11 protein-coding genes are annotated in these 12425 nt (G+C 70.4%); 5 read left to right on the top strand and 6 right to left on the bottom strand.

The window, feature by feature from the left end:
- Positions 1 to 161: 161 nt before the first annotated feature.
- Positions 162 to 731: a YbhB/YbcL family Raf kinase inhibitor-like protein gene (locus AC3IF3_RS04995; protein WP_489227612.1), complete on the bottom strand. Its 570-nt coding sequence runs from the start codon at positions 729 to 731 to the stop codon at positions 162 to 164.
- A gap of 47 nt (positions 732 to 778) precedes the next feature.
- Positions 779 to 1540 carry a bifunctional 2-polyprenyl-6-hydroxyphenol methylase/3-demethylubiquinol 3-O-methyltransferase UbiG gene (ubiG, locus tag AC3IF3_RS04990; protein WP_489227610.1) on the bottom strand — a complete coding sequence of 254 codons (762 nt, stop codon included), beginning with the start codon at positions 1538 to 1540 and terminating at the stop codon, positions 779 to 781.
- A gap of 213 nt (positions 1541 to 1753) precedes the next feature.
- Between ubiG and AC3IF3_RS04985 the strand changes: the two genes are divergently transcribed.
- The 5 genes from AC3IF3_RS04985 (at position 1754) to AC3IF3_RS04965 (ending at position 9176) form a co-directional block, all read left to right on the top strand.
- Positions 1754 to 2989, top strand: a complete 1236-nt coding sequence (locus AC3IF3_RS04985) for an aspartate kinase (protein WP_489219946.1) — start codon at positions 1754 to 1756, stop codon at positions 2987 to 2989.
- Between the two features lie 189 nt (positions 2990 to 3178).
- Complete coding sequence (gene ptsP / locus AC3IF3_RS04980) at positions 3179 to 5440, top strand: phosphoenolpyruvate--protein phosphotransferase (protein ID WP_489227608.1); 2262 nt, start codon at positions 3179 to 3181, stop codon at positions 5438 to 5440.
- A gap of 213 nt (positions 5441 to 5653) precedes the next feature.
- Positions 5654 to 6739 (top strand): peptide chain release factor 1, encoded by a 1086-nt coding sequence (gene prfA / locus AC3IF3_RS04975; protein ID WP_243965881.1) that lies wholly within the window; start codon positions 5654 to 5656, stop codon positions 6737 to 6739.
- A gap of 8 nt (positions 6740 to 6747) precedes the next feature.
- Positions 6748 to 7641 carry a peptide chain release factor N(5)-glutamine methyltransferase gene (gene prmC / locus AC3IF3_RS04970; RefSeq protein WP_489227606.1) on the top strand — a complete coding sequence of 298 codons (894 nt, stop codon included), beginning with the start codon at positions 6748 to 6750 and terminating at the stop codon, positions 7639 to 7641.
- A 416-nt stretch (positions 7642 to 8057) separates the two neighbouring features.
- Positions 8058 to 9176, top strand: a complete 1119-nt coding sequence (locus AC3IF3_RS04965) for a DUF4167 domain-containing protein (RefSeq protein WP_489227604.1) — start codon at positions 8058 to 8060, stop codon at positions 9174 to 9176.
- A gap of 73 nt (positions 9177 to 9249) precedes the next feature.
- Here the strand turns inward: AC3IF3_RS04965 and AC3IF3_RS04960 are convergent, their stop codons facing one another.
- The 4 genes from AC3IF3_RS04960 to AC3IF3_RS04945 all read right to left on the bottom strand — a co-directional run bounded on the left by AC3IF3_RS04960 (position 9250) and on the right by AC3IF3_RS04945 (position 12416).
- Complete coding sequence (locus AC3IF3_RS04960; RefSeq protein ID WP_489227602.1) at positions 9250 to 10002, bottom strand: hypothetical protein; 753 nt, start codon at positions 10000 to 10002, stop codon at positions 9250 to 9252.
- Between the two features lie 11 nt (positions 10003 to 10013).
- Complete coding sequence (locus tag AC3IF3_RS04955) at positions 10014 to 10739, bottom strand: RlmE family RNA methyltransferase (RefSeq protein ID WP_489227600.1); 726 nt, start codon at positions 10737 to 10739, stop codon at positions 10014 to 10016.
- A 10-nt stretch (positions 10740 to 10749) separates the two neighbouring features.
- Positions 10750 to 11832, bottom strand: a complete 1083-nt coding sequence (locus AC3IF3_RS04950; RefSeq protein ID WP_489219940.1) for a Ppx/GppA phosphatase family protein — start codon at positions 11830 to 11832, stop codon at positions 10750 to 10752.
- Between the two features lie 110 nt (positions 11833 to 11942).
- Complete coding sequence (locus tag AC3IF3_RS04945) at positions 11943 to 12416, bottom strand: response regulator (protein WP_243965911.1); 474 nt, start codon at positions 12414 to 12416, stop codon at positions 11943 to 11945.
- Between the last annotated feature and the right edge of the window lie 9 nt (positions 12417 to 12425).

Below are 12425 nucleotides of genomic sequence, written 5' to 3'. Positions count from 1 at the left end.
GTCGACCCCCACAGGCCCGCTCTCCGCTATCGTTTCGACGGTGCTGCCCGGACCGGGGAAGCTGAGGAAGACCTTAGAGGCACGGCCGACGCGGAACAACGCGACGGGGGCGCAAGCCTGTTCAGGGCCGACCAGTCGCTGAGCGGCTCAAGTTCGTGGGCTCACGCCCGGGCGTATGTCCCGATGAACACGCCTTTGCTCAGAACGTGGCCGTCCATGGCCTTCAGGAGCGCGCCGCGGCCCGGCTCGTCCGAGAGATCGAGGGTCTGCCGCAGGGCGTAGATCTGGAACACGTACTCGTGCGGTCCGTGTCCGCTCGGGGGATCCGGGGGCAGCCAGCCCGCACGCAGGAAGCTGTTCTTGCCGAGCGGGAGGGTCTTTCCGGGGCTGGGATCGGAGACGGCGCCCTCGCCGATCTGGGCGAGATCGGGGGGCAGATTCCACGCGATGAGGTGAACCAGCGGCTGCGGCGTCGGACTCCCCGCATCCTCGACCAGCAGAACCACCGACGCGGTTCCGACCGGCAGGCCGCTCCAGGTCAGCGGCGGTGACAGCCCCTCGCCGTCGGCGGTGAAGCGGACAGGCATGGCGCTCCTGTCGGCGAAGGCCGGGCTGCTCACGGTGATCGTGGCCGGGATGTCCGGAAAGTCCGCGTGAAAGGCCGTCTTCTCCATGCCGGCCTTCAGGCCAGACAGGGCCTCGCCGACCGCACTGGGAATCTTCTCGAGCATCGCCGTCTCCTCCGCCGCGATCCCAACGGCGGAAGCGGCATCCCGGTTCAGCCCCGGTGCTCGGCCGCGACCATGTAGTTCACCGCCTTGTCCCGGCCGGTGCGCCATCCGTCGGTGAGGGGGTTGTAGACGACCCCGACCGTATCGGCGACATCGAGCCCCCCCGCCCGGATCGCGCGGCCGAATTCCTCCGGCGTCACGAACTTCGCCCAATCGTGCGTGCCCCGGGGCAGCCAGCCGAGGACGTACTCGGCCCCGACGATCGCAAGGGCGAAGGAGCGGAGCGTCCGGTTCAGCGTCGCCGCGAACAGCATCCCGCCGGGCTTCACGGCCGCGCAGGCCGTGCGCACGAAGGCCGGCATGTCGGAGACGTGCTCGACGACCTCCATGATCAGCACGGCGTCGAAGGTGGTTCCGGCGGCAACCACGGCTTCGATCGTCTCGCCGCGGTAATCGACCGGCACGCCGGCCGCCTCCGCATGGGCGCGTGCGACCGCGATGTTCTGCTCCGCCGGATCGAGGCCCGTCACGGTTGCGCCGAGCCGGGCCAGCGGCTCCGACAGCACGCCGCCGCCGCACCCGACATCGCAGATCGCGAGCCCGTCGAGCGGAAAAGGTGCGCGCGGATCGCGCCCGTAACGGCGGCAGAGGGCGTCCCGGATAAAGGCGACCCGCACGGGATTGAACCGATGCAGCACCCGCATCGGGCCGGCCTCGTCCCACCAAGTCGCGGCGAGGGCGTCGAAACGGGCGACCTCGCCGCGGTCGACGAAGCCCCCGGTGCGGTGGTCCGTGGCTGCCCTGTCCATGCGCGTTCCGTCCTCAGAGGTCCGCCCGCGCCTTATCATGACGACACCGGGTAAGTCGCCGCGGCGCGCGCGCGCCATGCTTGGCCGGTTGTTGACACCTCATCGAGCCGCTTGTACCCGCCGGGCACCCTTCGGACCGACCCGCGGCGGGTCCCGGCCCGTCGCCGCGGCGGGTTCCACCCCGTCGCCATCGGGAACCGCGATCGAGAGACCATGCCCCGTCTGGTGATGAAATTCGGCGGCACCTCCGTCGCCAACGTCGAGCGCATCCGCAACGTGGCGCGCCATGTCGCCCGCGAGGTCGCGGCCGGCTACGAGGTGGCCGTGATCGTCTCCGCCATGTCGGGCAAGACCAACGAGCTGGTCGATTGGGTCAAGGACGCGAACGCGCTCTACGACCCCCGGGAATACGATGCGGTGGTGGCCTCCGGGGAACTGATCACGGCCGGCCTCCTGGCGATCGCGCTCCAGAAGGACGGCATCAAGGCCCGCTCCTGGCAGGGCTGGCAGATCCCGGTTGTAACCTCGGACGCCCACGGCTCGGCCCGCATCGCCGAGATCGACCCGACGAATCTCGAAGCCGGCTTCGCCAAGGGCGAGGTGGCGGTGATCGCCGGCTTCCAGGGGATCCATGCCGAGACCGGCCGGGTGACGACCCTGGGCCGCGGCGGTTCCGACACCTCGGCGGTGGCGGTGGCGGCGGCGATCGGGGCCGAGCGATGCGACATCTATACGGACGTGGACGGGGTCTACACCACGGACCCGCGCATCGTGCCGAAGGCCCGCCGCATGGAGCGGGTGACCTTCGAGGAGATGCTGGAGATGGCCTCCCTGGGCGCCAAGGTGCTGCAGGTCCGCTCGGTCGAGCTCGCCATGGTCCATCGGGTGCCGACCACGGTCCGCTCCTCCTTCGATCCGCCGGACGCCGCGCGCCCGGGCACCCTCATCTGCGACGAGGACGACATCGTGGAACAGCAGATCATCACCGGGATCGCCTTCTCCCGGGACGAGGCGCAGATCACCCTGCGCAAGGTCAAGGACAGTCCGGGCGTCGCCGCCGCGATCTTCGGGCCGCTGGCGGACGCCAACATCAACGTCGACATGATCATCCAGACCGTGTCGGGCGATCAGTCGACCACCGACATGACCTTCACGGTCCCGTCCGCCGAGTACGAGCGCGCCCGCATGATCCTCGACGAGGCGCGGACGCAGATCGGCTACGCCCAGATCGAGGGCGCGACCGACGTGGTGAAGGTCTCGGCGATCGGCGTCGGCATGCGCAGTCACGCGGGCGTGGCCGCCAAGGCGTTCCGGGCACTCGCCGAGAAGGGGATCAACATCCGCGCGATCACCACTTCGGAGATCAAGTTCTCCGTGTTGATCGAGGCGGCCTATACGGAGCTTGCCGTGCGCACGCTCCACTCGCTATACGGCCTGGATCAGGCCTGAGCCTGGGACGACGCGGTGTCGATCGGGTCGCGTGGTGTGAGCTGAACAGTCGCGGACCGTTTCGCCGATCCCAGAGCGCGTCTGGCGGCTGCGGCACGGTCCATCCGGCGCCGGCCGTCCCGAGCTTGGCGCCAAGGTTGCAGGGTGGTCGACGCCAAGGCCGCTCACCGACACTGGAACGACGAACCGATGCCCGCTGCGCCCGGAGGCCCGCGCCTGCTGCTGCGCCGCCTCCGCGAAGCGATGGCGGAGCCGGTCAGCCCTCAGGCGCGCCTCGACCGCATTGTCGTCCTGATCGCCGCCAACGTCGTGGCCGAGGTCTGCTCGGTCTATGTGCTGCGGGACGACAACACCCTCGAACTGTTCGCCACCGAGGGCCTGAACCGCGAGGCGGTTCACCAGACCCGGATGCGCGCCGACGAGGGCCTGGTCGGCCTTATCGCCCGCAACGCCGAGCCGCTGTCCCTCTCGGACGCCCAGAACCATCCGGCCTTCTCGTATCGCCCGGAGACCGGCGAGGAGGCGTATCACGCCTTCCTGGGCGTGCCGCTGCTGCGCGCCGGCAACACCCTCGGCGTCCTGACCGTCCAGAACAAGACCTACCGGGTCTATTCCGAGGAGGAGATCGAGGCGCTCCAGACCACCGCGATGGTGCTCTCGGAGATGATCGCCTCGGGCGAGCTGGAGGGCCTGGCGCCCGATGCCGGCACCGCCGCCCGGCGCCCCGTCCTGGCCCGGGGCATCGCGCTCGCCGACGGGATCGGCCTGGGCCACGTGGTGCTGCACGAGCCCCGCGTCGTCGTGAAGACGCTGATCGCCGAGAATGTCGAGCGCGAGGTCGCGCGCCTCGACGAGGCGATCGAGGAGGTGCGCTCGGCGATCGACGCCCTCGTCGAGCGCGGCGACCGGATCGGCACCGCGGAGAGCCGCGAGGTGCTGGAGACCGTCCGGATGTTCGCCCACGACAAGGGCTGGCTCCGGCGGATGCGCGAGGCGGTGGCCTCGGGCCTGACCGCCGAGGCCGCCGTGGAGCGGGTCCAGTCGGACAACCGCGCCCGGATGATGCGCCAATCCGATCCGTATCTGCGCGATCGCCTGCACGATCTCGACGACCTCGCCAACCGGCTGCTGCGCGCCCTGATCGGCCCCGAGGCGGCGGGGGTGCTGGTGCTGCCCGAGAACGCGATCCTCGTGGCGCGCACGATGGGGCCGGCGGCGCTGCTGGATTACGAGGCCTCGACGCTCCGCGGCATCGTCCTGGAGGAGGGCGGTCCGACCAGCCACGTGGCAATCGTCGCCCGAGCGCTCGGGATCCCGGCAGTGGGCGAGGTGGAGAACGCCACGGCGCTCTGCGACGCCGGGGATGCGATCATCGTCGACGGCGTCGCGGGGGAGATCCACGTCCGGCCCGGCCCCGAGATCGAGGCGGCCTATGCCGAGATGGTGCGCTTGCGCGCCCGCCGGCAGGAGCAGTACCGGGCCCTGCGCGACGTCCCGGCGCGGACCCGCGACGGGGTGCGGGTCGGCCTGCACCTCAATGCGGGGCTGCTGGTGGATTTCAGCCACCTGCACGAGACCGGCGCCGAGGGCGTCGGCCTGTTCCGCACCGAGCTGCAATTCATGGTGGCGCAGCGGATGCCGTCGGCCGCGGAGCAGCAGGACCTCTACCGCAAGGTGTTCGCGGCCTCGGCCGGCAAGCCCGTGACGGTCCGGACCCTCGATATCGGCGGCGACAAGATCCTGCCCTACATGGCCAAGCTCGAGGAGGAGAACCCGGCTTTGGGCTGGCGGGCGATCCGCATCGGCCTCGACCGGCCGGCTCTGCTGCGGATGCAGTTGCGGGCGCTGTTGAAGGCCGCCGACGGCGACCCGCTCAAGATCATGTTCCCGATGGTCGCCACTGTCGACGAGTTCGTGCGTGCCCGCGGCATCGTGGAGCGCGAGAAGGCCTACCTGAAGCGCCACGGCTACCGGCTTCCGAGCGAGTGCAAGCTCGGGGCGATGATCGAGGTGCCCTCGCTGCTGTTTCAGATCGACGAGATCGCCCAGGAGGCCGATTTCCTGTCCGTCGGCTCGAACGATCTGATGCAGTTCCTGTTCGCGGTGGACCGGGAGAACCGGCGCGTCGCCAACCGGTTCGATCCGCTCAGCGTCGCGGCCCTGCGGGCATTCCGGCTGATCGCTGAGCGGTCCAACGCCGCCGGCTGTCCGGTGACGGTCTGCGGCGAGATCGGCGGGCGGCCGCTGGACGCCATGGCGCTGATCGGCCTCGGCTACCGGGATCTATCCATGTCGCCGGCCGCCATCGGACCGGTGAAGGCGATGGTGCTGGGCCTCGACGCAGACGCTGTGACCGAACTCATCGATGCCGAAATGGCGCGCATGCACGACGGCGATTCCCTGCGTCCGGCGCTGACCGCCTTCGCGCACGCCCGCGGCATCCCTATCTAAGGCCGGCCCTTGCCGAACATTCGGCCGGGGATGTACGGCAACGCCACGGCGCTTCCGGGCGGCGCGCCGCGGCTTCCGCCCTCGCATCGGCAGGGCGGGGAGGGGAGGACATCGTGCCGGGTCGAAGACCCGGCGAGCCGCGCCCTTCCGCGCTCGAGACGTGAGCCGCGCCCCGGCTGGACCAAAGCGCACTGACCTGCAGAAACACGGGCGATGATCCCCTTCCCCACCGAGCGCCTCGACGCCATCCTGGCGCGGCACGATTTCGTCACCGCACAGCTCGCCACGGGCGAGGGCGATCCCGACACCGTCGTCCAGCTCTCGCGCGAGCTCTCGGACCTCGATCCGGTCGTGTCGGCGATCCGCCTCTATCGGGCAGCCCTGGAGAACCTCGCGGGTGTCGAGGCTCTCATCGACGAGCCCGGCACCGACCCTGAGATGCGGGCATTGGCGGCCGACGAGAAGCCCGAGGCGCAGGCCGCGCTGGAGGCTGCGCATCGCGACCTCCAGCTGCTGCTCCTGCCCAAGGATGCCGCCGACGAGAAGAGCGCGATCCTCGAAGTCCGCGCCGGCACCGGCGGCGACGAGGCGGCGCTGTTCGCGGGGGATCTGTTCCGCATGTACGCGAAATACGCCGAGTCGAAGGGCTGGCGCGTCGAGGTGATCTCGGAGAGCGAGGGCACGGTCGGCGGCTTCCGCGAGGTCGTGGCGGAGGTGAAGGGGCGCGGCGTGTTCGCCCGGCTCAAGTTTGAAAGTGGCGCCCACCGGGTGCAGCGCGTGCCCGACACCGAAACCCAGGGACGCATCCACACCTCGGCCGCCACCGTCGCGGTGCTGCCGGAGGCCGAGGAGGTCGACATCCACGTCAACGATGCGGACCTGAAGATCGACACGATGCGCGCCCAGGGGGCGGGCGGCCAGCACGTCAACAAGACGGAATCGGCGATCCGCATCACCCACCTGCCGACCGGCATCGTCGTGTTCGTCCAAGAGGAGCGCTCGCAGCACAAGAACAGGGCCCGCGCCATGACATTGCTGCGCGCGCGGCTCTACGATGCCGAGCGCAGCGCCAAGGATTCCGCCCGGGCGGCGGACCGCAAGGCGCAGGTCGGCTCCGGCGACCGCAGCGAGCGGATTCGCACCTACAACTTCCCGCAGGGCCGGGTGACCGATCACCGGATCAACCTGACCCTCTACAAGCTGGAGGAGGTCATGGCGGGCACGGCCCTCGACGAGGTGGTGGATGCCCTGATCACCGAGCATCAGGCCGAGCTGCTGGCCGCCGAGGGCATGGCCTGAGCGCCGTCGTGACGACCGGATCGAGCCGTGGCCTGTCCCGCCGCGCGGCCCTTCGGCACTGCGTGGCCGTCCTGGAGGCCGGCGGTCTCGACGGAGTGTCCGGGGATGCCCGCTTTCTGGTGCTGGGTATCCTCGGGATCGAAGCCCGCGACCTCCTCCTCGACGGGGAACGGCCCCTGGGGGACGACGAGGCCGCCGCCCTCGACGCTGCCCTGGCGCGGCGGCTGTCCGGGGAGCCCGTGGCCCGCATCCTCGGGACCTGGGAATTCTGGGGCCTGCCCATCCGGCTGGGGCCGGAGGCCCTGGTCCCGCGGCCGGATACCGAGATCCTGGTCGAGGCCGCGCTCGCCGCTGCGCCGGACCGGAATGCGCCCCTGCGCTGCCTCGATCTCGGCACCGGGTCCGGCTGTATCCTGGCGGCGCTCCTCAGCGAGCTTCCCCGCGCCTCCGGGATCGGCCTCGACCGCGCGTTCGGTGCGTTGCGGGTGGCCCGCCACAACGCCACGGCGAACGGGCTCGGCGAGCGGGCGGCCTTCGCGGTCTCGGACTGGTGTGATGCGGTCCAGGGCGCCTTCGACCTCGTGGTCTCGAATCCCCCCTACATCGCGCGCGCCGTGATCCCGACCCTCGACCGGGCGGTCCGGGCCCATGATCCCATCGCGGCCCTGGATGGCGGGACGGATGGGCTCGACGCCTACCGGCGCATTCTCGACGGTGTTCACGGCGGGAACTTGCTCGCCCCCGGCGGGACGCTCGCCCTGGAGATCGGCTACGATCAGGCGGCGGCCGTGCGCCGTCTCGCCCTCGCGGCCGGCTTCTCGGATCGCGGCCTGACCCGCGACCTGGCGGCCAACGACAGGGTCCTGTGCTTCGGTCTTCCCAACGGCGACACGGAAGCCTAAGTAAGGGTCGACGCTTCACCGTCGAAAAAATGCTTGTTGCATCAGCCGGGGAACGCTAGTGTCGGCTTGAAGATCGCGAACCGTTCGTTAAGACGGACGATTGTACGGTCAGCGATGCACGCTGGTCGTCGATGGGTTTGCTGATCCCCCAGACGTTGAACCAGAGCGCGCGTGATGGCGCGGCGGTTCGGCAACACTCGAACCTGACAATCAGCTGGTTTCCGGTGCCCGGTGAGGGCACGCGGTGCGAGGGATGGTCAGACTGACGCGACGGTCGCAATGCGGCTGAACGCGCGGCGCCGCCGGGTGCGCTTGACCGGTCTGCGTCTCGAGATCTTTGCCGGGCGCTCCTGAAGACAGTCGTTTGCGTGAACGAGGGTCATTACAGACCAATGAGACCAAATCAGAATCGACGGATGCGCGGCCGGAACCGGCCGAAAGGTCCGAACCCGCTGACGCGTTCGTACGAATCCAACGGTCCCGATGTCAAAATTCGTGGCACCCCGCAGCACATCGCCGACAAATACGCGCAGCTTGCGCGGGACGCTCTGGCGGCTGGTGACCCAGTAGCGGCCGAAAATTACTTCCAGCACGGTGAGCATTACTTCCGGATTGTATCTGGTGCTCAGGAGCAGACCCGCCCGGCAAACACCGGCGGTTACGCCAGCCGAAGCTTCGACGACGAGATGGACGAGGGCGACGAGGACGGGCAGGGCAACGGCGCGTCCCAGAACGGTCACGCCTACAACGGCTACGACGACAGCGATCCCGGCCAACAGCCCCAGCCCTACGACAACCGCGCGGAGTCCAACCAGCAGGACGGCCGCCAGAACCGGGACCGGTTTCAGAACCGCGACCAGCGGCGCTTCGACAACAACGGCCGGGACAACACCGGCCGGCAGGATTACCGCCGGCCGGATCAGGCGCGTCAGGATCAGCCGCGCCAGGATTATCAGCGGCCCGATTACCAGCGCCCTGATTATCGTCAGGACCGTCCGGTCAACCGGCAGGACCGCCAGGATTACGGCCGGCAGGATTTTCGGCAGGATCGCCAGGATAATCGGCAGGACACGCGCCAGGACACGCGCCAGGAGAGTGCGCAGGAGAACCGGCAGGACGGTCGCTCCGAGAACCGTCAGGACCTGCGCGGCGACCAGAACCGCTACGACACCGGACGCGGCGAGGCACCGCGGACAGAGGCACGATCGGAGCCGCGGTCCGACAACCGGCAGGAGCCCCGAGCCGAGGGCCGATCGGAGGGCGTTCCGCGCCGCGAGGCCGCCCCGCGGCGCGAGCGCCGCCGTGAGGCCGCACCCGTCGTGGCTGCCGAGGATCCGAGCGGCCTGCCGGCGTTCCTGATGGCGCCTGCGCGCCCCGTACAAGCCGCCGAGCCGCCGGACGCGATCCCGGAGCCGGAGGCGAGTGCCGAGGAGGCTCCGGCGGCCAAGCCGCGCCGCCGCCGCCGCCCGCGCTTCGAGAGTGCCGCGGAAGACGGGGAGGCGCGCACGCCCTCCGAGGACGCACCGACCGAGTGAGCGGACGACGCCAACGACGGAACTGAAAAAGGCCGTCCCGGGAAATCGGGGCGGCCTTTTCTGTCCACGCCGCTCAGCGGCGGGCCGCACGCCAGTCCGGATAGGCATGGACCCGGTGGACCAGCCGGTGATGCCGGCCGATCTCGCCGTAGGGCGCGATCTCCCAATCCCAAGCCGCTTCCGGCTGCGGCAGGGCGACCCCGAACATCAGGTCGAGGCTGTCGGTGATCCTCCCTGCGCGATCCTCCTCGCGCTGAACGGTGTCGGTGATTAAGCAGACCCGTCCGGCGGTTCGGGCAAAGGCGTCCAGGGCCGCGAGATGGGCCTCGATCAATTGAGCCCCGAGCTGGGAAGGCGCCGCGCATCCCCGGGCCTCGTAGGCGTCGAGCGGCACGATCGGGATCTGCGAGAGCAGGTTGGCCGAGACGATGAGATCTGCGCCCGCGCAGCATTCGGCCAGGTCCCCGGCGAGGCCGGCCCCGATCTCGGCGGTCACCAGGCTCACATGGGCGTGGCGTCGGACCGCGAGCCGCGCCGGCCAGGGATGGACCGCGTCCACGAGGCTGACGCGTTCGAACAGGGTGGCGAGACGATCCAGGGGCACGTCGTCGAGGAGTCCGGAGCCGATGACGACCGCCAGCCCGCGCTGCGGCGTCGCCGCCGCGGCGGCTGCGACCACGCCGCGCGCACGCTCCGGGTGCGGCGTCCAGGCGGCGCGGCAGCGCCGGGATCGGGCGTGGAGCAGCCCGCTCTGCCGGACGTAGCCGAGCCGGCGCAGGCGCAGCGGCGCGGGATTGAACTGCGCCAACGCCCAGGCGACCAGCATCGCCGTTTGGCTCAGTCCCCGTCGGGGGCCGGGACACCGGCCGGCGTCCCGCGATAGCCTGTGGCCAGGACGTAGAGTTCGCTCGAATCCGCCCGGCTCGCCGCCGGCTTCACGTGGCGGACGGTCGCGAAGTCCCGCTTGAGGTCGGCCAGCAGAGCGTGTTCAGTGCCGCCCTGGAGCACCTTGGCGAGGTAGGCGCCCCCCGGACCCAGCACCTCGCGGGCGAACACCGCGGCCGTTTCCGCGAGGCCGATGATGCGCAGGTGATCGGTCTTCTTGTGGCCCGTGGCGTTGGCCGCCATGTCGGACAGCACAAGATCCGCCGGGCCGCCGAGCAAGGCGGTCAGCCGGGAGGGGGCCTCGGGATCGAGGAAGTCCAGGGTGATGAAGTCCACCCCCGCCATCGGCTCGATCTCCAGCAGATCGATGCCGACGACCCGACCCGACGGACCCACCGCCCGGGCGGCGATCTGCGACCAGCCCCCCGGGGCGGCGCCGAGATCAACCACCCGCTGGCCGGGCTTCAGCAGCTTGTAGCGCTCGTCGATCTCCATCAGCTTGTAGGCCGCCCGGGACCTGTAGCCCTCGCGCTTGGCCCGGGCCACGTATGGGTCGTTGAGTTGCCGCTCCAGCCAGCGCTTCTGCGACAGGGTCCGCCCACGGCCGGTCTTCACCCGCTGCTTCAGTTCCCCGCGCACACCGCCGCCGGAACTCGCGCCGCCGCGCCGGTCGCTCATCGCGATGCCCTCATCGCACGGCCTTCCGGATCCAGACCCCGTCCTCGCGCATCATGTTCATCAGCAATCCTTCGCGCAGCCCCCGGTCGGCGATGCGCAGGCGCTCGGACGGGAAGGCCCGGCGGATCGCCTCCAGGATCGCGCATCCGGCGAGCACCAGATCGGCCCGGTCGCGGCCGATGCACGGGTTGTCGGCCCGCTGCTCGAGCCGGGTATCCAGGAGATCGTCGATCGCGGTCGTGACATCGTCGTCGTTCATCCACAGGCCGTCGACCCGCCGCCGCTCGTAGCGCGCCAGCCGCAGGTGCATCGCCGCGATGGTCGTGACGGTGCCCGACGTGCCGAGCAGATGGAAATGGGGCGCGGTCGCGGCCGCGGCGGCCCGGAGCGCGAAGGGAGAGAGCTTGCCGGCCACCTCCTCGACCATGCCCTCGAACATGCGCCGGGTGACCTCGGCACCGCCGTGGCGCTCGGCCAGCGTGACCACGCCGACGGGCAGGGAATCCCAGGCCCGGATCCGCAGGGTCGGGTCGGTGGAGGGGTTGGCGGCGGCACCGTCCAGCCACGCGATCTCGGTGGAGCCGCCGCCGATATCGAAGATCACCACCGATTCCGCCAGCGGATCGGCCAGGGCCGCGCAGCCGGTGACGGCGAGATAGGCCTCGGTCTGGCGGTCGACGATCTCCAGGTCGAGGCCCACCCCCCGGCGGACGCGCTCGACGAAGGCCGCCCCGTTCACCGCGAGCCGGCACGCCTCCGTGGCGATCACCTTGGCCCGCTGCACACCGCGGGTCTGCATCTTGGTCCGGCAGATGCGCAGGGCCTCGACCGTCCGCTCGATCGCCGCCTCGTTAAGCCGATCGGAGGTCCCGAGGCCCTCGCCGAGCCGGACGATGCGGGAGAACGCGTCAATGACGCGGAAGCCGGAGAAGGTGGGCTCCGCGATAAGCAGGCGGCAATTGTTGGTGCCGAGGTCGAGCGCCGCGTAGGCGGGGCGACGGCGCTCGCGGCCCGGGAGCCCGGCCGGCGGCTGGTGCGGCGCTGCGCCGAGCTGGATTCGGGACGGCGCGGCCGCGGCGGTCTCGTCCCTCATCGGCGCGGCCGTCGGTCCTTCGGGTCGGCCGGGAGCGTTGCGCTCGGCCTGAGCTAATCCGTGACCCTACAGGCTCGGCGGGGAACTGCAACGTCCGATCGTGACAGGTGTCAGGCGACGGCCTTCATGATGCCGGCCCGTCTTGGGATCGGCCGCAGGAGGCTCTTCACCTGCGAATAGGGGCGCGGCCGGTTGATCACCTCGTCGAGGCGGGACCACAAAGTCTTCGGCGAGAACGGCTTGGCGATGATCTCGTTGACCCCGAGCGCCACCGCCCGGTCGACGACGTTCCGGCGGGGTTGGGCGAGCATCAGGATGATCGGGATGGTCGGGCAGGGCGAGGTCGTGGGCGTGCGCGCGAGCCGGATGAATTCCTCGCCCGACAGGATCGACAGGTCCCAGTCGATGATGCTGATGTCCGGCTTGCTCTCCGCGAGCACGCCCAGGGCCTCGGCGCCGTCCGGCGCTTCGAGGACGCGCTTGATGCCGACGCGCATCAGCATGTCGCGCACGATTCGGCGGATGTAGAGACTCTCATCGACGACGAGGGCCGAGAGATCGGGAAAGGTCGGTGTCGCGATCATGGCCGAGCG

The organism is Methylobacterium sp. J-118 (assembly GCF_057836565.1).
This window is presented reverse-complemented; position numbering and strand designations above follow the sequence as displayed.

Excerpts from the sequence above, each read along its gene's own strand:
- AC3IF3_RS04995 (WP_489227612.1), bottom strand. The coding sequence starts at position 731 with ATGCTCGAGAAGATTCCCAGTGCGGTCGGCGAGGCCCTGTCTGGCCTG.
- ubiG (WP_489227610.1), bottom strand. The coding sequence starts at position 1,540 with ATGGACAGGGCAGCCACGGACCACCGCACCGGGGGCTTCGTCGACCGC.
- AC3IF3_RS04985 (WP_489219946.1), top strand. The coding sequence starts at position 1,754 with ATGCCCCGTCTGGTGATGAAATTCGGCGGCACCTCCGTCGCCAACGTC.
- ptsP (WP_489227608.1), top strand. The coding sequence starts at position 3,179 with ATGCCCGCTGCGCCCGGAGGCCCGCGCCTGCTGCTGCGCCGCCTCCGC.
- prfA (WP_243965881.1), top strand. The coding sequence starts at position 5,654 with ATGATCCCCTTCCCCACCGAGCGCCTCGACGCCATCCTGGCGCGGCAC.
- AC3IF3_RS04965 (WP_489227604.1), top strand. The coding sequence starts at position 8,058 with ATGCGCGGCCGGAACCGGCCGAAAGGTCCGAACCCGCTGACGCGTTCG.
- AC3IF3_RS04960 (WP_489227602.1), bottom strand. The coding sequence starts at position 10,002 with ATGCTGGTCGCCTGGGCGTTGGCGCAGTTCAATCCCGCGCCGCTGCGC.
- AC3IF3_RS04955 (WP_489227600.1), bottom strand. The coding sequence starts at position 10,739 with ATGAGCGACCGGCGCGGCGGCGCGAGTTCCGGCGGCGGTGTGCGCGGG.
- AC3IF3_RS04950 (WP_489219940.1), bottom strand. The coding sequence starts at position 11,832 with ATGAGGGACGAGACCGCCGCGGCCGCGCCGTCCCGAATCCAGCTCGGC.
- AC3IF3_RS04945 (WP_243965911.1), bottom strand. The coding sequence starts at position 12,416 with ATGATCGCGACACCGACCTTTCCCGATCTCTCGGCCCTCGTCGTCGAT.